The sequence below is a fragment of the Euzebya pacifica genome (assembly GCF_003344865.1).
Classification (GTDB): domain Bacteria; phylum Actinomycetota; class Nitriliruptoria; order Euzebyales; family Euzebyaceae; genus Euzebya; species Euzebya pacifica.
Map to the genome: position 1 here is coordinate 516,295 of NZ_CP031165.1, position 23,556 is coordinate 539,850.

Annotated in this window: 15 protein-coding genes; 8 read left to right on the plus strand and 7 right to left on the minus strand. The window is 71.7% G+C overall.

Annotated features, from left to right (window positions below; all coding sequences use genetic code 11):
- Positions 1-156: 156 nt before the first annotated feature.
- Positions 157-2,541 carry a cell wall-binding repeat-containing protein gene (locus DVS28_RS02090; protein ID WP_164709827.1) on the plus strand — a complete coding sequence of 795 codons (2,385 nt, stop codon included), beginning with the start codon at positions 157-159 and terminating at the stop codon, positions 2,539-2,541.
- Between the two features lie 5 nt (positions 2,542-2,546).
- Here DVS28_RS02090 and aztA read toward each other — a convergent pair whose 3' ends face one another.
- From aztA to DVS28_RS02110, 4 genes are all read right to left on the minus strand, one after another.
- The gene (gene aztA, locus DVS28_RS02095; RefSeq protein ID WP_216826335.1) at positions 2,547-3,344 is read right to left on the minus strand and encodes a zinc ABC transporter ATP-binding protein AztA; all 798 of its coding nucleotides are present in this window, start codon (positions 3,342-3,344) and stop codon (positions 2,547-2,549) included.
- A complete protein-coding gene (locus DVS28_RS02100) occupies positions 3,341-5,830 on the minus strand; it encodes a putative bifunctional diguanylate cyclase/phosphodiesterase (RefSeq protein WP_216826336.1) in 2,490 nt (829 codons plus the stop codon). Before DVS28_RS02100 ends, aztA begins: the two co-directional genes overlap by 4 nt.
- Positions 5,831-5,895: 65 nt before the next feature.
- Positions 5,896-7,299, minus strand: coding sequence for a DUF3179 domain-containing (seleno)protein (locus tag DVS28_RS02105; RefSeq protein ID WP_164709828.1), 1,404 nt, complete (start codon positions 7,297-7,299; stop codon positions 5,896-5,898).
- A 47-nt stretch (positions 7,300-7,346) separates the two neighbouring features.
- Positions 7,347-7,712, minus strand: a complete 366-nt coding sequence (locus DVS28_RS02110; protein ID WP_342795461.1) for an ankyrin repeat domain-containing protein — start codon at positions 7,710-7,712, stop codon at positions 7,347-7,349.
- 191 nt (positions 7,713-7,903) lie between these two features.
- Here DVS28_RS02110 and DVS28_RS02115 point away from each other — a divergent pair, with 191 nt between their 5' ends.
- Entirely contained in the window at positions 7,904-8,596 is a 693-nt protein-coding gene (locus DVS28_RS02115) for a GNAT family N-acetyltransferase (protein ID WP_114589986.1), read from the plus strand.
- A gap of 255 nt (positions 8,597-8,851) precedes the next feature.
- On the opposite strand, the gene DVS28_RS02120 is transcribed toward DVS28_RS02115, so the two are convergent.
- A complete protein-coding gene (locus DVS28_RS02120; RefSeq protein ID WP_164709829.1) occupies positions 8,852-10,291 on the minus strand; it encodes an HsdM family class I SAM-dependent methyltransferase in 1,440 nt (479 codons plus the stop codon).
- A gap of 64 nt (positions 10,292-10,355) precedes the next feature.
- Between DVS28_RS02120 and DVS28_RS02125 the strand changes: the two genes are divergently transcribed.
- Positions 10,356-12,086, plus strand: a complete 1,731-nt coding sequence (locus DVS28_RS02125; protein WP_164709830.1) for an ATP-binding protein — start codon at positions 10,356-10,358, stop codon at positions 12,084-12,086.
- A gap of 63 nt (positions 12,087-12,149) precedes the next feature.
- Here the strand turns inward: DVS28_RS02125 and DVS28_RS02130 are convergent, their stop codons facing one another.
- Positions 12,150-14,459 carry a cell wall-binding repeat-containing protein gene (locus DVS28_RS02130; RefSeq protein ID WP_164709831.1) on the minus strand — a complete coding sequence of 770 codons (2,310 nt, stop codon included), beginning with the start codon at positions 14,457-14,459 and terminating at the stop codon, positions 12,150-12,152.
- Positions 14,460-14,715: 256 nt separating this feature from the next.
- On the opposite strand from DVS28_RS02130, the gene DVS28_RS28070 reads away from it, so the two are divergent.
- The 5 genes from DVS28_RS28070 to DVS28_RS02155 all read left to right on the plus strand — a co-directional run bounded on the left by DVS28_RS28070 (position 14,716) and on the right by DVS28_RS02155 (position 22,494).
- Positions 14,716-15,891, plus strand: coding sequence for an exonuclease SbcCD subunit D (locus DVS28_RS28070; RefSeq protein ID WP_164709832.1), 1,176 nt, complete (start codon positions 14,716-14,718; stop codon positions 15,889-15,891).
- Positions 15,878-18,292, plus strand: a complete 2,415-nt coding sequence (locus DVS28_RS02140; protein ID WP_114589990.1) for an AAA family ATPase — start codon at positions 15,878-15,880, stop codon at positions 18,290-18,292. Before DVS28_RS28070 ends, DVS28_RS02140 begins: the two co-directional genes overlap by 14 nt.
- A gap of 1 nt (position 18,293) precedes the next feature.
- Positions 18,294-19,301 carry a hypothetical protein gene (locus tag DVS28_RS02145; RefSeq protein WP_114589991.1) on the plus strand — a complete coding sequence of 336 codons (1,008 nt, stop codon included), beginning with the start codon at positions 18,294-18,296 and terminating at the stop codon, positions 19,299-19,301.
- The gene (locus tag DVS28_RS02150; protein ID WP_114589992.1) at positions 19,298-22,084 is read left to right on the plus strand and encodes an ATP-dependent helicase; all 2,787 of its coding nucleotides are present in this window, start codon (positions 19,298-19,300) and stop codon (positions 22,082-22,084) included. Before DVS28_RS02145 ends, DVS28_RS02150 begins: the two co-directional genes overlap by 4 nt.
- Positions 22,085-22,206: 122 nt before the next feature.
- Positions 22,207-22,494, plus strand: a complete 288-nt coding sequence (locus tag DVS28_RS02155; RefSeq protein WP_114589993.1) for a PspC domain-containing protein — start codon at positions 22,207-22,209, stop codon at positions 22,492-22,494.
- On the opposite strand, the gene DVS28_RS02160 is transcribed toward DVS28_RS02155, so the two are convergent.
- Positions 22,491-23,333 carry an SDR family oxidoreductase gene (locus DVS28_RS02160; protein ID WP_114589994.1) on the minus strand — a complete coding sequence of 281 codons (843 nt, stop codon included), beginning with the start codon at positions 23,331-23,333 and terminating at the stop codon, positions 22,491-22,493. The two genes, DVS28_RS02155 and DVS28_RS02160, sit on opposite strands and share 4 nt — an antisense overlap.
- Positions 23,334-23,556 lie beyond the last annotated feature (223 nt).

Below are 23,556 nucleotides of genomic sequence, written 5' to 3' on the forward strand. Positions count from 1 at the left end.
CGGTTCGGCAACTGATTGGGGTCCGCCCGATGGACCAGCCCGGTTGGGCTACTCGAAAAATGGTCCGAAAAGTGAAGCGGGAGACGACGGGTGAGGCGTAGATTCTCGGTCGGTCAACGCTCCATCGGGGGGGCGTCCGTCTTGAATGGGGTCATCGTGCTGCGCCGATTCGCGTCGTTCCTGCCAGTCCTGCTCGTGATCGGCCTGCTCGCGCCGCCGGCCCGGGCGGCCTATCCCGGCGCCAACGGGATCATCGCGTTCGAACGAGGCGGTGACATCTGGGTCGTCGAGGCCGACGGCAGCAACCCTCGCAACGTCACCAACACCCCGACCAACGTCGAGCAGCATCCCGTCGTCTCGCCCGACGGCACCCGTATCGCCTACACGCGTACCGAGATCTACGACGAGATCTGGACCACCACCATCGACGGCACCCAGGTGACGGAGGTGTCCAACCCCATCGGCCACGACGTCCTCGGCAGCGCCGAGCAGCCGACGTGGTCGCCCGACGGCACCGAGATCGCCTTCCAGGGCTTCCACGACGGGGAGGGACAGTTCGTCCTCTGGGTCGCCGACGCCAACGGCGGCGGGGGGTTCCCGTTGACGACGGGGTACCGGACCGAGCAGGCGGACTGGGGCGTCAACAACGAGATCGTGGTCCGCGTGGCCGGCGACTTCTACGCCGTGGATGCCAACACGGGTGCCGAGCGGATCCTGATTCGCTACGAGGACGCCCCCGACGGTCCCGAGTCGATCGACGACCCGGAGTGGTCCCCCGACGGCACGCGCATCGTCTTCACCTGCGACACCGGACTGTGCTCGGCGTCAGCAACCGGAACGGACTGGCAGCGGCTGACCGACGTCGGCGTCAACACCCACCCGCAGTACTCCCCCGACGGCCGCTGGATCATCTACGCGGGGACCGGCCCGGGGACCAGCAGCGGCGACTACGACATCTGGCGGGTTCCCGTCGATGGTGTGGCCGCCGGCCAGCCCGAGCGGGTGACCTCCGGCCCGGCCACTGACCGCTTCCCCGACTGGGGCCCGGCCGGTGGGGGTGCCACTCCGCCACCCGCGCCGACCCCGCCCGGTCCGACCCCGCCCGGTCCGGTCGAGCCGCCGGTCGTGGCCTTCGACGACGACCCGGCGACGACCGCCGTGATCGAGCGCGGTGAACCCGTCGGCGCGGCCATCGAGATCGCCCGTGCCCGGTTCGCCGACGCCGGCGGGTTCGCGCAGTCCGGTCCCCGGGCCCAGTGGGTGGTCCTGTCCCGCGACGACACCTTCCCCGACTCCTTGGCGGGCGCGGCCCTGACCGCCGGTGGGCCGATGCTGTTCACCAACAGCCAGGCGTTGACCGCGTCCACGCACGCCGAGATCCAGCGGGTCCTCGGCGGACAGGGCGCCGTGTTCCTCCTGGGCGGTACCGGGGCGATCAGCGTCGCCATCGAGTCCCAGCTCCGCACCGAGGGCTACGACGTGCAGCGGCTGGCCGGACCGTCCAGGGTCGAGACCGCGCTCGCCGTGGCCACCGAGGTGCGTGCACGGTTCGCCGACAACGGCACCGTGCTGATCGCCCGCGCGTCGGGCCCGGCGGACAACCCCACCGCCGGATGGGCCGACAGCGTCAGCGGCGGCGCGATCGCGGCCTACGGCGGTGTGCCGATCGTGATCACGCCCACCGACGCGATCCACCCGGCCGTCGCGGCGTGGCTGCAGTCCGACGCGCCCACACGCTCGGTGCTGCTCGGCGGCATCGCGGCGCTGTCGGCCGCGATCGAGCAGGGTGTCCCCGGGCCGATCCGCGTGGCCGGCGACGACCGAACGGCGACCGCTGCGGCCATCGCCGAGCAGCTGTGGCCAGACGAGGAGGGACGCGAGTTCGTGGTCGTCAACGGGTTCCGCCCCGACGGCTGGGCGTTCGGCCTGGCCGCCGCGGGCATCGCGTCGGACGCCGAGGCCCCCGTGGTCATCGTCGGCGACCAGGTCTCGCCCGCCACGGCCGCCATGGTGTCGGCCTGCGGGTCACCCGCCGTCGACCTGCTGCTGGTCGGCGACAGCTCCATCATCGGCCGCGGCGTCGCCGACGAGCTCGACCGGCTCGACGGTGGCGGTTGCGGCGGCGGTACCGGTGGGGGATCCGAAGGGGAAACGCCGCCGCCGGGCAACGGCGGTGGTGGGGGCGCCGGGCAGGTCGGGCGCTGGGCTGCCGAACCCTTCTCCCTCGTCGCCGAGCTGGAGTTCGACTACGACGGCTCCTCGATCCGCGACGTCGACGGCACGCTCCTGTGGTACTGCGACGGATCGTCCTCCTCGACCTACATCACCTTCTATCCGGAGGGGCAGCCGATCCAGGTGACCGGCGGATCCTGGTCGGTCGACAACGAGTACGACGACGGGCAGGGCAACACCTACCGGGAGGTCTGGACCGGGACGTTCACCAGCGCCACCACGGTCGAGGGCACGATCTCCTACTCCGTGGCCGGCAACGGCTCGTACTGCCAGACGGGCACCGTGGAGTGGTCGGGGGCGCCTGCCTGATCGCGTCAGTGCTGGTGGTCGTGGTCGCCGTAGCGGTGGACGTGGCCGTGGTGGCCGTGCACGTCCTCCAGCAGGGTGCCGCCGTCGAGGTCGACCAGCCGCCCGCCGTACCCCTCACGGAGGACGTCGGGAACCAGCACCTCCGCTGGTGTGCCGGCCGCGACGACGTGGCCGGCCAGCAGCACCACGTGGTCGGCGCGCTGTGCGTCGGCCAGGTCGTGGGTGGTCAGCAGGATCGTCCGACCGGCGGACTTCTCGACGTTGATGGCCTGCAGGATCAGCTGCTGCGACGGCAGGTCGAGGCCGGTCACCGGTTCGTCGAGCAGCAGCACCTCGGCGTCCTGCGCGAGTCCCTGGGCGACCAGCACGCGCTGGCGCTGTCCACCGGACAGGGTGCTCAGGTGGCGATCGGCCAGGTGGTCGACCTCCATGCGGGTCATGGCACGGTCGACGGCCTCGCGGTCCTGACGGGTCAGCCACCGCAGGCCCCGGCGGTGGGCGTACCGGGCCATCGTGACGACCTCGCGCACCGTCACCGGCAGCAGCCGGTTGGACTCCGTCTGCTGCGGCACGTACGCCAGGCGTGGACCCAGCCGGCGGGGTGGCCCACCCAGCACGGTCACCGTGCCTGCGGCCGGCTGCAGCAGCCCCGACACGGCCCCGAGCAGGGTGGACTTGCCCGACCCGTTGGGGCCGATCAGCGCCGTGACCGCACCCATCGGCAGGTCGAGGTGGACGTCGTCGAGGGCGATCGCGTTCCCGTAGGTCACGCGAACCCCGGACATGTGGATCGCCGTGCTCACCCGCCGGAGACTATCGGGGAGGTCATCTCCCGGTCCGCGACCAACGCACGTTCCCGCAACATCCGGTCCAGCGCGAGGACCGGGACCGGGCGGTCGAACAGCCACCCCTGGGCATGGTCGCACCCGGCGTTCTGGGCCAGCACCAGGTCGGCCTCGGTTTCGACACCCTCGGCGACGACCACCGCGCCGAGGGCGTGTCCGAGCATGGTCACGGACTCCATGACCGTCGTCTCGCTGCCCTCACCGGCCTCTCGCGACATCCGCAGCAGGGACATGTCGATCTTGAGGACGTCGAGGGGGAACCGCATCAGCTGCCCGATCGAGGACTCGCCCTTGCCGAAGTCGTCGGCAGCCAACCGGAATCCCTCGGCGCGAAGGGCGACCAGCGAGTGGACGGCGTCGGCGTCGAGCAGGACGGACTCGGTCACCTCGAGGATCACCCGGCCGGTGGGCACCTCGGCGGCGCGGACGTCCTCGGCGAACTGCGCGGCGACCTCGGGACGGCGCAGCTGGGCGGCCGACACGTTGACGCTCAGGGCCCAGCGGTCGTCCAGACGGGGGTCGTTGAGGTGGCCGGCGAGCTCGCGACAGGCCATGCGCAGGACCTGCCGGCCGAGGTCGTCGATCAGCCCCGTCTCCTCCGCGATCGGGATGAACTCCGCCGGGCTGATCGGTCCCCTGACCGGGGGGTCCCAGCGGGCCAGGGCCTCGAGGGAGGCCAGCCGGCCGCTCGTCGTGGACACGATCGGTTGGTAGGCGACGCGGATCTGGTCGGTGCCGATGGCCTCCCGCAGATCCGCTTCCAGCTGCAGCCGGTCATCGGCCTGGGTGCGCATGCTGGGCACGAAGCGGTGCACGCGTCCGCGACCGGCGGCCTTCGCCGCGTAGGTCGCCGCGTCGGCGCAGGCGATCAGGTCGTCCTGCTCCAGCCCGGGTTCGGAGCTGGCGACACCGACCGAACAGGTGGTGTAGAAGCGCCGGTCGCCGACGACGAACGGGTCGGCGATCGTTTCGAGCAGGCGGGCGGACTCGGCCTCGACGGCATCGGCCTCCAGCCCCTCCAGCAGCATCACGAACTCGTCGCCCCCGAAGCGGGCCACGACCCGATCGGGGAAGCTGCGTCGCAGCCGGGCGGCGACGGCCTGCAGCAAGCGGTCGCCGGTCAGGTGGCCGAGGGAGTCGTTGACGAGCTTGAAGCGGTCGAGGTCGAGCATGACAACCGCGCACGGTTCGCCGAGGGTCAGCGTGCGCGCGAGGTGCTGTTCGAACGCCATGCGGTTGGCGAGGCCGGTCAGCGGGTCACCGAAGGCCAGGCTCTGGAGGGTCTGCTCGGCACGCTTGGCGGCGGAGACGTCCTGGATCTGCACCGAGCGGAGCTCCCCGCCCTCGCCGTCGTCGAGGGTGGCGACGGACTGCAGCACGAACAGCGAGGAGCCGTCGATGGCCCGGTACTCGGCCTCCTGCACCATCCCGCGGGTGGTGTCGTTGGTGCCCTTGATCGCCGCAGCCACCAGGTCGGTGCTGGTCGCGCTCGTGAAGTCGGTCAGCAGCACGTCGACCAGCTGCGCGGGGGTCCGTCCCAGCAGCTCGCCGAGCGCACGGTTGGCCCGGACGATCTCGCCGTTGCGACGTACGAGCGCCATGCCGATCGGGGACTGCTCGAAGGCGACCCGGAATCGGTCGTCGCTGGCGCCCAGGCGTCCGGCAAGCTCGGCGGCAAGGGTGGTGACCGCCTCGTGGTGCAGCTCGAAGGCGTCGCTCAGCCGGCGGACCTCGAGGCTGGAGTGGTGCAGCGAGGTCAGGTCCTCGCCGAGGCGTGGGATGGGGTCGCCGTCGCGGATTGACTCCAGGACCCGGGGGATCTCCTCGGTGCCCGACTGCTCCACCATCGCCGACAGCCGGGCAAGGTCCCGCATCATGCGGCGGGTGAGGGCCGCACCCAGCAGGGCTGCCAGGACCGAGACGGTCACGGTCACGAGGATGGTCTGTTGTTGGGCGGCCCGTTGACGGGCGAGGACGTGCTCGTTGTTGAGGGTGACCCGGATCACCCCGAGGGTGACTCCGTTGTAGGCGACGGCCTGGTTGATCGTCACGGTGCCGTCGGCGGATCTGCTGATGTTGTTCGCCACGAGGTCGCCGAGCTCGCGCTCGCGGTCCAGGTGCAGGACCGAGGACGGATCGATGGGGCCGCTCAAGGCCGCGGGCATCAGCCGGATGTCCTCCAGCGCCGGCTCCTCACGGAGCTGGTCGAGGAGCTGCTCGATGTCGAGGACGCCCATCTCGTCGAGTTGGGCGGTCATCTCGGCGACGAAGCCGTCCCCGATCGTGCGGGCACCGGTGAGCACCAGTTCTTGGTACGCCTCGTCCTGCTGGGTGATCCAGAAGCCGGCGAGGACACCGGCCGTCAGCGTGACGACGAGGGCCATCGCGAGCATGACCTGACGCTGCAGGCCGAGGATCGGCCGTCGCGACTGGCGAACTGGCACCGCAGATGACATGTCCCCGGGGGGATCGGCATCCCTGATCCAGAACTTGACACCTGTGTTGCGGTTCAGCTGTCGTGGGGCCAGAGGGTCGTGTCGGGGTGGAACTGCGACCACGCGAACCAGAACGCCTGATGGGTGGGCAGCTGCACGCCGTCGAGCTCCGCCGTGAGGCCCCCCGCGTCCTGCTGGACGCGGATGCCGTCGAACACGACCTCCTCACCGTCCTCCAGCGTCTCGAGGGCGGAGAGGACGGCGAAGGCGACTGCCGACCCGTCGTCGAGCACGACGCCGAGGACCTGGTCGTGCACGCCGAGTCGCTCGTCGACGACGCCGACGGGGAAGATGGGGCCGTTGTCGTCGCGACCCCGCAGCGGGTCGAGCGGGTAGGTGCGCCCGATGCCGCCGTTGCCCTGCAGGATCATGGTGTCGGGGTGGTCGTCCTTCCAGTCGCCCCAGGTGGAGGTGACGACAGGGGCCTGCTGGAGGACGATGCCCATCTCGCGCAGCGGACCGGTCACGGCGTGCCCGGTGAAGGTGTCGAACACCGACTCGGTGGTCAGGTCGTACATGACCTTGTTGGACCGCCGGAGCAGGCCAGAGGTGCGCATCACGATCTCGTCGGTGCCGCCGCCCTCGGTGTCGGTGAAGAACACCTGTGCCGCCCCGCACAGCGTGCAGTAGGGGATGGCCACCCGACGGCCGCCGATGGTCGCGTTGACCATCTCGTGGACCTCCATGATGTTGCGCGGCAGCGCCACGACGTCGTCGCCGATGACCACGCCGAACACGATCCGGTCGTCGGGGTAGTAGGCACCCTCCGCAGCGGGGACGAAGGGCGGGTCGTCGAGGCTCGGGATGCACCCGCCCTCGCAGGGCTGGGTGTCCCCGAGCGGCCGGTCGTCGATGAAGACCCCACCCCATGACACCTGCCGCCAGTCGATCGTGGCGTCCGGGTCGTCGAAGAACGGGGCCCAGCCGGGCTCGATCGAGGTGAAGAGGGCGGCCTTGTGGTCGACGTAGCCGTCGTAGTCGGGCAGGTCCCAGGCGATCAGGTGGTCGGTCAGCAGGCCCCACGGGAAGTCCCGTTCGCCGAGGTCGATGCCGGCCAGGGCTTCGGCGGTGTCGCGCAGCACGGCCTGCTCGTCCCTCGACTGCACGAACCGCATCAGGTCCGAGATCGCCCACAGTACGCGCGGGTCGCCGGGGTCGGCCAGCGAGGCAACGGCGTCGAGGTCCAGGATCAACGGCGTGTCGAAGATCGTGTCGAGCGCCTGGGACGCCGCGGCGGCAAGCGGCCCGTCGGGGACCTCCGGTGGGGCAGGGAAGGCGTTTCCGTCGCTGTCCACGCCGACCGACCCGGCGGGCGCGGCCTCGGTTGCCTCGGCGTCGGTCGTTGCCGGTTCCTCCGTCGGACTGCACGCCGCCGCAACGAGGGCGAGGACCAGGAGGGGGAGGAGGATGCGCAGCACGCTGCCCAGCATCCTCCTTCAACGGGGTGCGTGGGCTCGTGACTTCCTTACGTGTCGGACCGGTCGTGTCCGCCAGCGGTGCCGGCGAAGCGCTGGAGGAGGTCGTGGCGCTCGAACATCCGCGCCGTGTCCAGCGGGGTTGGCGTGCCGGCAGCCGGGTCGGCGCCGTGGTCGAGGAGGACGTCGATGACGTCGTCGTGGCCCTTGAAGACCGCCCCGGCGAGGGGGCTCTGGCCACGGTCGTTGCACAGGTCGACGGTGGCCCCGCGAGCGGCGAGCGCCCCGACCACGTCGGCGTGGCCGTGGTAGGCGGCGAGCATCAGCAGGCTGTCGCCGGTGCCGGTCCGCAGGTCCACGGGGACACCGGCGTCGACGTAGGCCACGAGCTGGTCGCCCCGGCCCGCTCGCGCCATGTCGTAGAGGCGGCCGGCCAGCTCCTGCAGCTCGGGGGCGGCCTCGGGCTCCGCGTCGTCGGTCGGGTCCGCGGCGTCGGTCGGAGTCGAGGCGTCGGTCCGGGAGGCGTCGGTCTGGGTGGGTCCGTCCGTCATGTCGCGGAACGTGCCCAGACGTGCGCGGGCTGCAACGCGTGGCATGCTGCCGGGTCGTGGCTGATCCTCTGACCGAACACCTCCGCCGTTGGCTCGGCGAGTGGCCTGCCGACGGTCCGGGCCTGCACGTCGTGGGCACCGAGCAGCGGACCGAACCCGACTGGGACGGTCGTGTCTCGCCCCTGCGCGGGTTGTCGGACGGGGCGCGGACGGTGGTCGGGGTGCCGCCCGGCACCGAAGAGGCGGTCCGGACGGTCCTCGACCCGGCGCTGTTCGACCACCGGATCCCCCGTCGTGAGCTCGGTCGCCGCCTCGGGGAGCTCCTCGACCGGCCCGGGGCGGCGTTCGGCCACGCGATCTTCCGCTGGTCGACCGCCCCTGCTCCGCTGGAGTCCCTCGGCACCTGGGTCGACGCGCGCGACCCACGGCTGCCGGAGTGGCTGCACCCCTTCAACGGTGGGGTGCTCGCCGTCTTCGACCCCCGTGGGGCCTACCTGGCTGGCGTCGGTCGGAAGGTCCACGACGAGTTCGGCCACGAGATCGCCGTGGGCACCACCCCGGCGGCCCGCGGCCGTGGACTGGCCCGTCGCCTGGTCGTGACCGCCGCCCGTCGGATCCTTGCGGAAGGGGCGGTGCCGACCTACCTGCACGACCCCACCAACCACGCCAGCGCGAGGGTGGCCGTCTCCGCTGGCTTCCCCGACCGCGGCTGGCGCCTGCACGGCCTCTGGGGCGGCCAGCCCGGCTGACCGCTCCGGCTCGGTGGCTCGGCCCGGGCGGCACGTCCGGCCAGTCCGGCCCGGCGTGTCGGCGGCCCGGCGTGTCGGCAGCTCGGCGCCTCGGCCCGAATTGTGCTGCTCGGCCATGATGCTGGCTGACCTGCACAGACCGTCCAGGGAGATGTGGACCTCGGCTGGCCGGCCGGTCGAGGTGCACAACAGGGCCGGGGCCGGGGCCGCTACCGGCGCCGGCCCCAGCGGGGGCGCAGGGGCTTGGGGCGGGCGTCAGCGGCGGGGCAGCCGGTCGGACCACCAGCCGGTCGCGGCAGGGTCCGCCTCCAAGCCGTAGGCCGTCCACATCGATGCGCCGCACCGTTGCAGCAGGTGAGTGCGCTCGTCCGGCCCCGTGGTGTCGTGGGCGGCCCGGAACGCCTCGGCCGCCGCATCCCAGGCCGGCCCGTCGTCGGGCAGGGGGAGCGCGAGGACCTGCGCGGCGCTCAGCTTCAACGCCGTCCTCGTCCGGGCCGCTCCGGCATGGCGCCGGGCCGCGAGGGCCGTCAGCACCGGGCTGGTCAGGGCCGCGCCGACGTGCCAAGGGCGGTCGGTCCGCACCGTGATGGCCGGCGTGGTCGGCAGCATGTCGCCGACGGTGTCCACCAGCGCCTCCAGCACCTTGGTCTGCGTGGCGACCAGCAGCTTCGGTCCCGACCTCGTGGCCAGGAATGCCGGCGGCAGGTCGACGGCCACGGGACGTTCCCAGCGTTGTTTGGCGAACCTGACCGTGGTGGCACCCCAGCGATGGTGGGCCGGGTCGATCAGGCCGACGGGCGTGATGCGCGGGTCGTCGTGGCCGGGACGGGCCTCGCGGACGTGGTCGGCGACGAGGTAGTAGGCCTCGCGGAAGTCCGCGGTCGCCGTTGCGAGGTCGCCGACCGTCCGCGTGGCCCCCGGCACGGGGTCGGCCACCAGCGGGACGTCGTCGGCCAGCAACGCCGCCCACGAGTCCCCACCCGTGCGGGCCCCCTCGACGCCTCCTCGCCGGACCCGCCGAAGCAGGAGGGCGCACGTCGGCACGCCGGGGAAGACGCCGTCGGTGTCACGCCAGACCACCTCGACGCCGCAGCGACTCGACACCTCCTCGCGCATCCGTGCTGCCGACCCCGTGGCCAGCAGGGCCTCGGGCACCACCAGCACCGCGACCCCGCCGGGGGACAGCAGCCGGCTGACCGCGAGGACGAACAGGCCGGACTCGTCGACGTACCCCTCGGCGGCCTCGCCGTACCAGCCACGCAACCGGACGCGACGATCGTCGTCCCGGGTGGTCGCGGTCCGCAGCTGCGACAGGAACGGCGGGTTGCCGACGACCAGGTCCGCCCCCTCTGGAGTGGAGGAGGGGTCGAGCCCGTCGCCGTGCACGACGACCACGTCGGTGGCACCGGCCCCCGCGAGGGCCTCGTCGGTCACGGCCACGGCACCGGCGTCGATGTCGATCCCGACCAGCCGGGCCTCGGGAAGGCGCTCGTGGGCGGCGAGCAGGAAAGCCCCACCGCCGACCGACGGGTCCAGCACGACCCTGGGTGGGCGGGGTCCCGACCAGGCCGACAGGGCCCGGTCGACCAGCAGCCGGGCCACCGCGGCCGGGGTGAACCACGCCCCCCGGCGGGTCCGGTCGTCGGGGTCCTGCGCCTCCTCGAAGGCCACGCCCAGCGCGAACGGATCGGCCACTGGCAGGTCACCTCCGTCGGGGCGGGTCGTCGCTGATGTCACACGTCCTCCGTATTGTGAACACATGACCACCTCGCCCCTCGACAGCCCAGACGACATGCCCGTCGCCGGCCGGGTGATCGGCACCGAGGCCGCAACCCCGCTGGAGTTCCAGGTCCACGTCGCCGCCGACCAGTTCCTGCAGCTCGACGACATCGTGTCCGTCACCCGTCCGGTCCCCGGGCAGGGTGCGATCGACATCTACGGCGTCGTCACCCAGGTCCGCGGGTTCCACGAGGGCGTGGAGTACCACTCCGACGTCGAGAAGGTCTCCGCCGGAGTGATGTACGGCCGCACGTCCGAGGTCGCCACCGTGCTGACGACACGGCTCGAGCCCGAGGTGTTCCTGCCGCCCGTCCCCGGCAACGAGGTTCGCAAGGTCGCCGGGATCAAGCGCGACCGGGCGATGTTCCTCGACAAGATCGAACCGGGTCGACGCCTCGCCGCAGGCCTGCACCGCGCCGGCGGGCCGGTCTACGTCGACGCCGACTTCCTCGACGGCACCAGCGGTGCCCACGTCAACATCTCCGGTGTCTCCGGCGTGGCCACCAAGACCAGCTACGCGACCTTCCTGCTGCACGCGCTGTTCCACCGGGGCTCGACGGTGCTCGGCAAGTCCGCCAAGCACGCCCGGGCGCTGATCTTCAACGTCAAGGGCCAGGACCTGCTGTACCTCGACCAGCCCAACGCACGGCTGACCGTCGAGCAGCGTGCCCGCTGGGCCGAGGTCGGCCTGCCGGCCGAGCCGTTCGGGTCCGTGGCCTTCTGGTCACCGCCGGTCAAGGGTGCGGTGTCGCCGATGCCCTCCAGCGCGCGCAAGGACAAGGTGCGTGGCTACTGGTGGTCGCTGGCGGACTTCTGCGCCGAGGGCATGCTCAGCCTGCTGTTCGCTGACACCGACGACGAACGCCAGCAGTACACCGCCGTCGCCCGCAACGTCGCGATCGCGCTCGAGCGGCACGCCACCCCGTTGCAGCAGGGCGGCGTCCAGATCGGGGTCGAGCAGGCCACCACGTTCGCCGACCTCGTCCGGATCATCCGAGACTACTGCGAGGACGAGGATCCCCAGTGGGTCGGCCGCTTCGCCACGTCCGGGTCGATCGGGGCGTTCATGCGCCGGCTGGATTCCGCCGCCGACCACGTCGCCCACCTGATCCGTGGTGACCAGGACGGCTGGAAGTCCCACCGGGTCAAGGTCATGGACTCCGACGAGCAGGTCAACGTCGTGGACCTCACCCCGCTGTCGGGCCGGGCCCAGCGGTTCGTCGTCGGGGCGCTCCTCCAGCAGGAGTTCCAGGCCAAGGAAGCCCGTGGCACCCGCGACCCGTTGTTGTTCGTCGTGCTCGACGAGCTGAACAAGTACGCGCCACGGCAGGGGAACAGCCCGATCAAGTCGACCCTGACCGAGATCGCCGAACGCGGCCGGTCGCTCGGCATGATCCTCATCGGCGCCCAGCAGACCGCGTCGGCGGTCGACGAGGCCATCGTGTCCAACGCCGCCATCAAGGTGGTCGGACGGCTGGACCCGGCCGAGGGCACAAAGAACGAGTACCGCTGGATGCCCGAGAGCCAGCGCGACCGGGCGATGCTGATCAACCCGGGCACGATGATCCTCAAGCAGCCACGCGTGCCGGCGCCGCTGGTCGTCAACTTCCCGATGCCGGCCTGGGCCACCCGCGCCGAGGAGGTCGCCTACGACGTCACCCTCGACGGCGACGAGGACCCCTTCGACAGCGACATCTTCTCCCGCGGCTGACCGGAACGGAGCGGGCCGCCCGGCGCGTTCGCCGAGCGGCCCACTATCACCTTGGGTCGAGGGTCACTGCAGGACGGACCCCGTCAGCGAGACGCCGCCGCCGTTGCCGCTGAGATCGCGGACGTCGATCCGGTAGGCCCCGGTCTGGGCGGCCGTGAACACGTTCCTCGAGTCGAGGAAGAACCCGTTGTCGTCGTCGTTGCTGACGTTGGTGCCTCCCGGGTCGAAGATGTCCACGATGGTGTCGACGGTGTTCTGGTCGTCCGCCGTCGTGTCGAGCACGAGGACCTCGCCGACGCGAAGCTCGATGGTCCGGCTCGTCGTGGCCCCACCCGAGAGGGTGAAGAAGTCGCTGATGACGTTGAACGCGCCGGGACGGTGCCGGACGAGCATCTCGATGAAGGCCGGGCCGGTGTTGGGCGTCAGGTTGCCGAACTCGACCGTGTGCAGGCCATCGGTGACCAGGATCAGCTCCAGCAGGGAGTTGGGGAAGCCCTGCCCGTCGTCATCGAACCCGATCGAGTTGGCCCCCGGGTCGAGGAGCCCGATCGTGGGGTCGGTGGTGCCGCCCTGGTCGGTCGAGAGGAAGGTCACGCCCTCGCTGGGCAGCAGGTCGACGGTGTCGCCGATCGGCCCGTTGGCGTTCGGGTTGAGCTGCAGCACGCGTGAGGAGAAGGCCGCCGGCAGCGGCGGATAGACGTGGACGACGACCTGCACGCAACCACCCGCTTGGGTGAGGTCCCCGACGGAGACCCGGTGGTTTCCGTCGTCGAAGATCGGTGAGGAGACCAGCGACTCGAGCTCGAACCCGCTGTCGTCATCGCTCGCAAGCGGCCCGTTGAACGGATCGAAGATATCCACAACCGGGTCGACGGTGGACAGGTTGAGCACGTTGACCCGTAGCCGTTCGCCACGTGACGCGGGGAAGGTGAGGTCCTGCGTCGCGTTCGGTGCGATGGTCCTGACCTCGTTGGCCAGCTCGATCGCGCTAGGTCCGGGTTCGGACGTCACGCTCAGCTCGACGTCATTCGCCTGGCCGTTGAAGTCGGTCGTCTCGATCAGGTAGATGCCGCTCAACCTGATCTGCAGGCTGATCTGGGCGTTCACGTTGCCGGGTGCGATGTCGTCGTTGGTCGCGATGACGTTGCCGTTGGGATCCTCCAGCAGCAGGAACGGATCCTGGCCGTTGGTCGTGGTCGCGGTGATGGTCACGACGTCACCGGCATGCAGGGTCAGCGTGCGGTTGACCGCGTTGGGGCCCGCCGGCACGGTGAAGGTCTCCAGGAAGATCGTGGCGGGCACAGGGGTGAACGCGGTGCAGGATGTGGGCGGCGGCGTACCAGCGCAGTTGGCCTGCGTGCGAGCGGCATCAGCGGTCGTCGACGGGATCGCCGCGGCAGGGCCGAAGCTGATGATCTCGCCGGGGGCGGTGTCACAGAGGTAGCTGCCGACGGGTGCGCCGACACCGGTGGTGTTGACGTAGACGACGGGCAGGTTCTCACGAGCACCGACCGCGCCGGCGGTCAGGGAGTAGGTCCAGCCGTCGTCGTTGAAGCCGTTGACCAGCCCGACCTGTGTGGGTGTGGGACTGGTGAACTGGCGGGCGATGACCGCAGAGGTGTCGTCACGTGTGGCACCCGCAAGCCGGGTGACGGTCATCCCCAGCGTGTTCAGCCGGTTCTCCACGTCCTGTGACAGGGCGGCCGTCCCACCGAGCAGCACCACGTTGGTGATCTGGAAGTCACGGATGAACTGCTCGATGGCGGGATGCAGCGTCGCGACCGGGTTCACGAGGATGGGCACGCCCCTGCGAGCGGCCAGTCCACCGGCGGCGGCAGAGTCTGCGGGGTTGTTGTCACGGGCCAGGAAGATGGTGCGAGGGCTGGTCAGCGTTGCGGTGAACAGCGTGGCGATCGCGACGGAGGTCTCCACGCGGCCGGCACCGGCCAGGCGGGTGGTGCAGTAGCCGAGTCCACGGATGGAGTTCTCGACCTGCTGCGAGATGGCTGCGGTCCCGCCCAGCAGGATCACCTGGCCGCGGTCGGTTGCGCCGGCGCAGGGTCGAGGTGCCGGCAGCACCCGGGTGATCTCTGCCTGGACACGGGGATCGAGGGTGGCGGTCGGGTTCAGCAGGAGCGGACCGAGGCCGAGGACACCCGCCAGGGAGGACCCACCGAGGTTGTCGGCGAACACGTCGGAGCGGCCGATGATGATGCTGCTCACGCGGCTGTCGTTTGCGGTGAAGTACTCCGTGGAGATGGCGATCGATGCCTGGACCGGATCGGTCGTGTCGGCCACGCGCCGGTCGGGTGGGGTCTGGGCGTTCGTCGACGCCGGAACGATGGCCAGCAGCGCTGCCACCATGGTGAGCATCGCGAGCAGGCTTGTCGCTCGTGGCCTTCGGGTTTGGTTGACCATGTCTGACCCTCCGTAAGTCGCCCACCGTTCCCGCCCAGGAGTTGCCGGTTCATCGGCCGCGGGGTGAACGCCATTCGGACCGTACAGGCCGTACAGATTTGATGAACGGGATTCAGTAAGATTGTGAGTCCGGTTCGGTTCGTGCTCGACTCGGGCGGCTGGTGCCGGACGGTCAGCGGCGATGTCACACCCGCGCCCTACCGTGTGGGCCATGAAGATCCTCCACACCGCCGACTGGCACGTGGGCCGCACCATCCGTGGGCGGTCGCGCGCGGACGAGCACCGTGCGGTCCTCGCCGAGATCGTGGAGGTCGCCACGCGGCGACAGGTCGACCTGGTCATCGTGGCGGGGGACCAGTTCGACGTGCAGGCGCCCTCGCCCGAGGCCGAGCAGATCGTGTGGAAGGCCATGCAGGACCTGGCTGCCGTCGCGCCGGTCGTGGCGATCGCGGGCAACCACGACAACCCTCGCCGACTCGAGGCGGTCCGCCAGCTGCTGGCCGCCAACGCCATCCATGCCGTCGGGTCGATGCGTCGTCCCGACGACGGGGGCGTCGTTCGCGTCGAGGCCGCCGACGGCACCCCCGTGAACGTCGCCATGCTGCCCTTCCTGCACCATCGTGCGGCCGTGCGTGCCGCCGACCTGCTGGACAGCGACAAGGCCGACGGCGAGTACGGCGCGCAGTACGCCGGCTTGTACGCCCGCTTCACCGAGGGCCTGTGCCGGGACATGGACCCTGCCGAGCTGAACGTCCTCGTCGGACACGTCACCGCCTTCGGGGGGCTGCGGGGCGGTGGCGAGCGCGAAGCACACACCATCGAGCGCTACTGCGTCGACCCCCGCGCCTTCCCCCAGGTGCTGGACTACGTCGCCCTCGGCCACCTGCACGTCGCGCAGCAGGTCGGATCGGCCCCACCCGTCCGCTACGCCGGCGCTCCGCTCATGATGGACTTCGGCGAGTCCGACAAGCCCTGCTCGGCCACGATCGCCGAGCTCGAGCTGGGCAAGCCGGTGCGCACCGAGGAGGTCCCGCTGGTCACCGGCCGGCCGCTGCGCACCCTGCGGGGGACGCTGGAGGAGGTCATGTCGGTCGACGTCCCCGACGACGACCCGTGGCTGCGGGTCCTGCTGACCGGTGCGGTGCCGGCCGGCGTGGCCGACACCGTCCGCGATCGGCTCGGCGAGCACGTGGTCGACGTGCGCCTGGACACCCGCACCGACGACCTGCAGGTCGACGCCACCGAACGGATCGGCCGCCCCCCGCAGGAGCTGTTCGCCGCGTTCCTCGAGGAACGCCAGATCGAGGACAAGCGGATTCCCGAGCTGTTCGCCGAGCTGCTCGAGGACGAGCTCGGCCTCGAGGAGGGCAGCCATGCAGCCGCGTGAGCTGATCATCGAGGGGCTGACCGCCTTCCGCGAGCGGGTGGCCCTCCGCTTCGACGACGTGTCGTTGTTCGCGCTCGTCGGCCCCACCGGTGCCGGCAAGTCCTCGGTCATCGACGCCATGACCCTGGCGTTGTACGGGCGGATCCCACGGTTGCACGCCAACGAGATCGCGCCGGCCATCTCCACCAACGCCAACGAGTGCACCGTCGGGCTGACCTTCACCGTCCGCGGACGGCCCTACCGCGCGGTCCGTACCGTCCGCCGCACCAAGACCGGCGCCAGCACGCTCGAGGCGGCGCTGGAGCAGCTCAACGACGACGGCGCGGTCGTCGCCGTCCTGGCCGGCACTGCCGATGACGTCACCGTCGAGGTCGAGCGGCTCGTCGGGCTGACCTTCAACGAGTTCACCCGGGCCGTCGTCCTGCCCCAGGGCGAGTTCGCCCGCGTGCTGCGTGCCCAGCCGGCCGAGCGACAGGCCCTCCTGTCGAGGCTGCTCGGCGTCGGCATCTACGACCGCGTCAAGCAACGGGCGGGCTCGCATGCCCGCAGCGCACAGGAACGCGCAGAGCAGACGAGCCACCAGCTGGCCCAGCTCGGACAGGTCGACGCCGAACGTGTTGCCGCCCTGACCTCGCAGGTGCAGGCGCTCGACACGCTCGTGGCGGACCTCGCGGCGGACACCGAGACGCTGCAGGACATCCGCGACCGGTTCCGTGACGCCGCCGAGGTCGCCAAGCGGGCCACCGACCGCGTCGCCCGGCTGACCGTCATCGGCGAACCTCCCGAGGCCGTCCGCGAGCACGGTGAACGGCTGTCCATCGCCGACCTCGCCGTGGAGAAGGCGACCGCGGCCGTCACCGCCGCCGAGGCCGACCTGGCCAAGGCCGAGTCCGACCTGCCGTCGGCCTCGGAGACCGAGCAGCTGTCCACCATCGTGGCCCTGCACCAGCGCACCCCCGAACGCACCGCCGCGGTCGAGTCGGCCACCTCCACCCTGACCGAGGCCCGGGCCGAGCTGGCCCGCGTCGACACGGCGCTGGGCCGCGCCCGCACCGAGGTCGAGGCCGCCTCCGCCGCACAGCGTGCAGCCCACCGGGACCATGCGGCCGTCCAGGCGGTCGACGGGCTGGCGCCCGGGGACGACTGCCCGGTCTGCGCCTCCACGCTGGCCGACGACGCCCCGGCCTTCGCCGGTGACGCGGCTGCCGGGCAGGACGTCCTGCAGGCCGCCGCCACCCGCATGACCGAGGCCAACCGTGCGGTCGGCACGCTCGAGGGCCAGCACGCGCGGGCCGCCAAGGACATCGCCGCGGCCGAGACGGCGCTGAAGGCTGCGGAGGACCAGCTCACCGCCCACCGCGCCCAGCTGGACGGCAAGCCCACCGAGGCGGAGGCACGTGAACGGATCGAGGCGGCGAGGAAGGTCGAGCAGCAGCTCGCCGGCCTGCGTCGCGAGGTCGCGCAGGCCCGGACCGACCTCGAACGGGCAACCCGTGACCGGACCAAGCTGACCGACCAGGGCAAGGGGTTGTCCGGCACGCTGGACCGTCTGCGGCTGTCGGTGGCCGAGCTGGACCCTCCGGCCCTGGACGGCGACGTGGTGGCCGACTGGACGGCCCTGCACGAGTGGGCCGTCGCCGAGCTGCCGGCCCGCCGGGACGAGGCGGCCGAGGCCGAACGGGCCGTCGGCGCGGCCAAGGTCGAGGGATCGGCACTGCGTGCCCGCATGGAGCATGCGTGCCGCGACGCCGGCATACCCGACGGGACCGGCGACCCGCGCGACCGGGCGGTCCAGCGCCGTGCCGACCTGGCCGCCGAACGCGACCGGCTGACCACCATGCTCGAGCTGGCCGACAACCTGCGCGCCGACGAGGCCGACGCCCGCGAACAGGCCACCGTCGGGGGCGAGCTCGCCCGGCTGCTGCGCACCGACCAGTTCCAGCGCTGGCTGCTCGACGAGGCAACCCGCGCGCTCGTCGCCGGGGCCTCGACCCAGCTGCGGGCGCTGTCCAGCGGCCGCTACGAGCTCGTGCTCGACGGCAAGAACGGGTCGATCGCCGTCGCCGACCTGGCCAGCGCCGGATCCCCCCGCAGCGTCCGCACCCTGTCGGGCGGCGAGACGTTCCTCGCCTCGCTCGCGCTGGCGCTGTCCCTCGCCGAGCAGATCGCCGTGTCCGCCAGCGGCCAGGTCGCCCTGGAGTCGTTGTTCATCGACGAGGGGTTCGGTGCGCTCGACCCCGAGACGCTGGACATCGCCGCGGGTGCCATCGAACAGCTCGGTGCGGGTGACCGGACCGTCGGGGTCGTCACCCACGTCGCGGAGATGGCCGAGCGCCTGCCCACCCGGTTCGTGGTCCATCGGACCGCCAGCGGCAGCCGCGTCGAACGGGTGGACCTCTGACATGCGCTTCAGGCTGGACAGCTGGCAGTCGGACTACGCCTTCCCCTACGAGCCCGAACCGGTGGAGGTCGACGCCGTCGACGCGGTCGACGTCGAGGTCGAGGCGCCCGCCCACGACTGGGCCCCGATCACCCCGCCCGCCGACACGTCTCCGTTCGCCACGGTCCGGTTCATCGACGGGGTCCAGGCCAGCGACGCCGTCATCTGGATCAACGACCCCGATCGGGACCGCCCCCTCCCCGGACTCGTCGCCTCCTGGGCCGCCGGCGTGGTCAGCTGCAGCGCCGATGGTGCCGCCCTCGACCGGGTGGTCGTCGAACGCGGCGTCTTCTCCGACGCCCGCAGCCTCGGCCCCATCATCGCCGGCAACCTGACCTGGCGACCGCAGGCACCGGAGACCCCGGTGGAGGAGGGGGACGCGTCCGACGCCATCCGCGACCCCGATCCGATGGCGCTGCGCGAACGGCTCGGCCTCGCCCGCCGACGCCTGGAGGACCGCATCGGCATCCTGCCCGCCCCGGACGGCCAGGACGTGCTCACCGTCTACGACGGCCTGCTGCACGCCCGCTCGCGGCCGCTGGCCGCCGTGGGCCTGGCCAAGCGCGCGCACCGGATCTACCTGCCCGAGTCGTTGCAGGGCATCCAGCGGCAGCTGACGCGGGGTGAACGGACGCCGTTGTTCACCACCGATGCGCAACGGCGACGGCTGTCGTTCTACCTGGCCCTGTCCGACCCGCTGCCACCAGCGGTCGCTGACCCCGGCTCCTGCGTGGCCCGCATCGAGCTGTCCGTGGCCCCCGACACCACCATCGGCGACGTCAGCGCCTTCGCCGACCGTGTCGCCGCCACCCTGCCGCCGTTCGCCTCCGAACCCCACGTCGACCCTCGCGCCCCCCAGAACCTGATGCCGATCCGCAGCCTCGAACGCGAGCTGCGGCGCCTGCTCGGCCGGCCCTCCGTGGTCCGCCCGTTGCTCGCGTCGCAGGCTGCGGAGAGCAACCCGTCGTGACCGGACATGCCCCTGCCACCGGACCCGGTGGCGCTGCGGCCCGTGACGGTGGACGGGCCCCCGGGCGCGGCACGGACTCCGGACACGAGACCGCCGGGCACGGCGCAGCTGCTCCCGCGACACCGGCGGTCGGGCAACGGCCGGTCCTGCACCGGGCCGTCGACCGGCCGACGGTGGCCGGGCCGGCGTTGCTCGGTCGGGGGGCGATCGTGCGACCCGGCCAGCACCCACCCTCGTGGGTCGGGGACGCGCCGCGGTTCGTCGTCGACGCCCGCGTGGTCGCTGACCCGGGCACCATCGTCGACCGGCTGCACCGCCTGTGGGTGGCCCGGCAGCCCTACGTGGTCGAGCTCGCCGTCGACCCCCGCGAGCTGCAGGCCCCGACCAGCTCGACCGCACCGGTGCACAGCCACGACCCTCGGTTCCTGTTCGGCCTCGACCGGCTGGCCTACCTCGTGTGGGCCAACACCGTGGACTGTCGCGGTGACGAACCGACGTGGTGGCACACGGTCAAGGCCACCCGTGCGCTGCCCTCGTTGACCGCCGGGGGCCACGCCGACGTGACCCTGCCCGACGGCCGGCCCGCCTGGATCGACGGTGGTCCGCGCGAACCGCTGGACCTCGGCACTGTGGTGCTGCACCGCGACGACACCGAACGCGGACGGATGGCGCTGCCGACCAACCGCCCGCTCGCCCCGACCCGCGGCCTGGCGCCCGACCAGGCGGCGGCCGTGACCGCCCCCGGCGGGGCCGTCCGCGTCGCCGCCCCGGCCGGGTCGGGAAAGACTCGTGTGCTGAGCGCCAGGATCGAGGAGGTCCTCGGGGTCAGGGGTGTCCCCGCCGACTCGGTGCTGGTGCTGGCCTACAACACCAAGGCTGCTGCCGAGCTCCGTGAACGCTGTCCCGTCCCCGGCGCTCGGGTGGCAACGGTCCATGCGCACGCCCTCGGGCTGCTCCGCCGCCACCTCGGCGACGTCGAGGTGCTCGGTGACCGCGACGTCCGCCGCATCCTGTCCGGCCTGGTCGAGGTCCCCCGTCGCGCCAACGTCGACCCGATGCAGGCGTGGATCGACGCGCTCGAGCGCGTCCGCATCGCCATGGTCGCGCCGGAGGAGGTCGAGAAGGACCACGACGAGGTCGAGGGGCTTGCCGAGGTGTTCCTCGCCTACCGCGACCAGCTGGCCCGCCGCAACGCCGTGGACTTCCCCGAGATGGTGCACCGGGCGATCGAGCTGCTGCTGACCGACCCGGCCGTCCGGGCCGCCGAACAGGACCGGGTCGGCCAGGTGCTGGTCGACGAGTTCCAGGACCTGACCCCGGCCTACCTGCTGTACATCCGCCTGCTCGCCAGCCCGCAGCTGCAGTGCTTCGGGGTCGGCGACGACGACCAGGTCATCTACGGCCACGCCGGCGCCACCCCCTCCTACCTGCTGCACTTCGACACGCTCTTCCCCGGTGCCACCGACCACCCGCTGACCGTCAACTACCGCTGCCCGGCCCCGGTGGTGGAGGGTGCGGTCCAGCTGCTGGGCAACAACAAGGTGCGGCTCGACAAGGTGATCCGTCCCCGCGACGGTGCACCCGACGAGCCCATCACGGTGCACCGCCTCGACCGCCACGCCGAGGCGAGGACCGTCGGCGACACCGTTCAGGGCTGGTTCGACGACGACGTGGACCCCACCGACATCGCCGTCCTCGGACGGGTCCGCGTCGCCCTGCTGGGTACCCAGGCCGAGCTCTCGACCCGCGGCATCGCCTGCCGCAGCCCGATCGGGGAATGGCTGCTCGCCCGGACGGGGGTCAGGGCAGCGCTTGCCTACCTGCGGCTGGCGTCGGACGACCACCTGTCGGGTGAGGACCTGGCCGAGGTCCTGCACCGCCCGTTGCGGCCGATCCCCGGTTCGATGAAGGACCCCCTGCGACGACGGGCCTGGACCGTGGAGTCCCTCGGCCGCTTCGTCGACGGACTCGACGGGGGCGGCCCGCGCCGGGCGCTGCAGGACTTCGTGCGCGACATCGAGGTCCTCCGCCGGAGGGCCCTCCGACAGCCGACCGCCGAGGTCCTGCGCTACATCACCGACGTCGTCGGGCTGGGCGACGTCGCCGAGTCGCTGGACCACCACGCCGTGGCCGGGGGCGGTGCGGCCGGGGCGTCCCACATCGACGACCTGCAGGCCCTCATCCAGGTCGCCGACCACTGCACCGAGGCGGCCCGTTTCCCGCAGTTCCTGACCGACGTCGTCGCCCAGCCCGACCCCGACGGGCCGGCGGTGACCCTCTCGACCATCCACAGCGTCAAGGGTCTCGAGTGGCCGAAGGTCGTGGTCGTGGGTGCGGCCGAGGGCATCTCACCGCATCGCCTGGCCACCGGCAGCGCAGAGCTGGAGGAGGAACGGCGGGTCTTCCACGTGGCGATCACCCGGGCCAGCCAGCAGCTCGTCGTCGTCGCCCCGACCACCGGTACCTCCCGCTTCGTGGCCGAGATGGAGGGCAAGCCGGCGCTGGTCGGACGGTCCGCTGCCCCACGTCCCTCCGCCGGCGCGGTGACGACCCGGAAGGCCCGCACCCCCGTGCGCAAGGCCGGCCGGGCCGCCTCGTCCACGCCCCGGTACCGGGCATCGGTGGGCCTGGAGGTCAAGGCGCCCGGCGGCCTGGCCGGGGCCATCGAGTCGGTCACCGAGGAGGGGGCGCTGATCCGTACCGCCCGGGGGTCGCTCCTGCGGCTGAAGTACGGCAGCGAGGTCCGCGTGGACGGCACCCTCGGCACGCTCGTCAGCCCCTGATCGGGGCGACCCCTGACAGGGATGCATGGGGGAGATCCCCAGCAGACCGGACGGCGCGCCGGGTCCAACATGATCGATGTCGCCGCGATCCCGCGGCGGTCACGCATCGAGGAGAACCCACCGTGAGCACCGCCACCGCCCCCACCCGCCTGTACCGGTCCACCCGCGACAAGAAGATCGCCGGCGTCTGCGGCGGGATCGCCGAGTCGATGGGCTGGGACCCGTCGACCGTCCGCCTGATCGCGGCGCTGTCCATCCTCCTGCCGGGCCCGCAGTTCCTTGCCTACTTCATCGCCTGGATCGTGTTGCCGACCGACGTGGACGTCTTCGAGCCCCACGCCGCCCAGTACCCGCCGGCCGACCCGTACGGCCCTACCGACGGGACCCCGACCGACGGACCGATCTCCTAGTCCGCGTCGACGGGCTCCGGCCGTGGGGCCCGTCCGTGGAAGGTCTTCATGGTGTCGTTGACGCCGAGCAGGCCGATGGCCGCGTCGAAGGCCTTCACCGGGAGGATCCGCATCGGGGCCAGCAGGCCGACGAGACGGGGCAGGTTCACGACCGACCGGTTGCGCTCGACGGCGACCACCACGGCCTTGGCCACCTCGGCCTCGGCAAGGATCGGCAGGAGGAACGGAACGCGGCTGCGCACGCCCTCGAACATGCCGGTGTCGATGAAGAACGGGTTGACGACGGTGGTGCGGACCCCGGGCGCCACCTCGGCGAGCTCCATGCGCAGCGACTCGTCGAACCCGACCGCGGCGTGCTTGGAGGAGGCGTACTCCACCATGCGTGACACGCCGAGCAGTCCGCTCGCCGAGGCGATCGTCACGACGTGACCCGAGTTGCGGGCCACCATGTCGCCGAGGAAGGCCTTGGTGACCCAGAACAGCGAGAGTGTGTTCACGGCGAACGTCCGCTCGATCTCCTCCTCGCTGGTCTCCGTCAGCGGTCGGTTGCCGGCCACGATGCCGGCGTTGTTCACCACGACGTCGACGTCCCCCACCGAGCTGCGCACCTCCTCGGCGGTGCGGGCGACCATCGCGCGGTCGGACACGTCGACGCGGAAGGCGTGGTGGACACCACCGGAGCTGGACTCGAGGTCCTTGGTGACCGCCCTGGCGGCCTCGAGGTCGATGTCCCAGATGACGACGGTCGCGCCACGGGCCGCGAAGGCCTGGGCCATCTGCCGGCCGATGCCCGACCCGCCACCGGTGATCAGCACCGTGCGGTCCTGCAGCTTGCTCATGACGTTGGCTCCTCGTCCTCGACTGCGATCGAGGATCGCACGCCCACCCACCCGCGACCCAACCCACGGGTACCAACAGCGCGGTGACTAGTCCGTTTGTGCGCCAAAAGATGGTCGGAACGGGGGATATGACTCTACGTGTGGCTGAAACACCATGGGGTCACACGCCGTCGACGTCGTTCGGCAGCGTGTTCCGCAGTCACTTCCAGACCTCCAAAGGTGT

Bases quoted from the DNA above. Each gene is read 5' to 3' on its own strand.
- DVS28_RS02110 (WP_342795461.1), bottom strand. From the start codon at position 7,712: ATGGCGCGAGCGGGCCGGGGCGACCAGCTCGTGGCCTACGTCGACGCC.
- DVS28_RS02125 (WP_164709830.1), top strand. From the start codon at position 10,356: ATGACCACCTCGCCCCTCGACAGCCCAGACGACATGCCCGTCGCCGGC.
- DVS28_RS02130 (WP_164709831.1), bottom strand. From the start codon at position 14,459: ATGCTCACCATGGTGGCAGCGCTGCTGGCCATCGTTCCGGCGTCGACG.
- DVS28_RS28070 (WP_164709832.1), top strand. From the start codon at position 14,716: ATGAAGATCCTCCACACCGCCGACTGGCACGTGGGCCGCACCATCCGT.
- DVS28_RS02140 (WP_114589990.1), top strand. From the start codon at position 15,878: ATGCAGCCGCGTGAGCTGATCATCGAGGGGCTGACCGCCTTCCGCGAG.
- DVS28_RS02145 (WP_114589991.1), top strand. From the start codon at position 18,294: ATGCGCTTCAGGCTGGACAGCTGGCAGTCGGACTACGCCTTCCCCTAC.
- DVS28_RS02160 (WP_114589994.1), bottom strand. From the start codon at position 23,333: ATGAGCAAGCTGCAGGACCGCACGGTGCTGATCACCGGTGGCGGGTCG.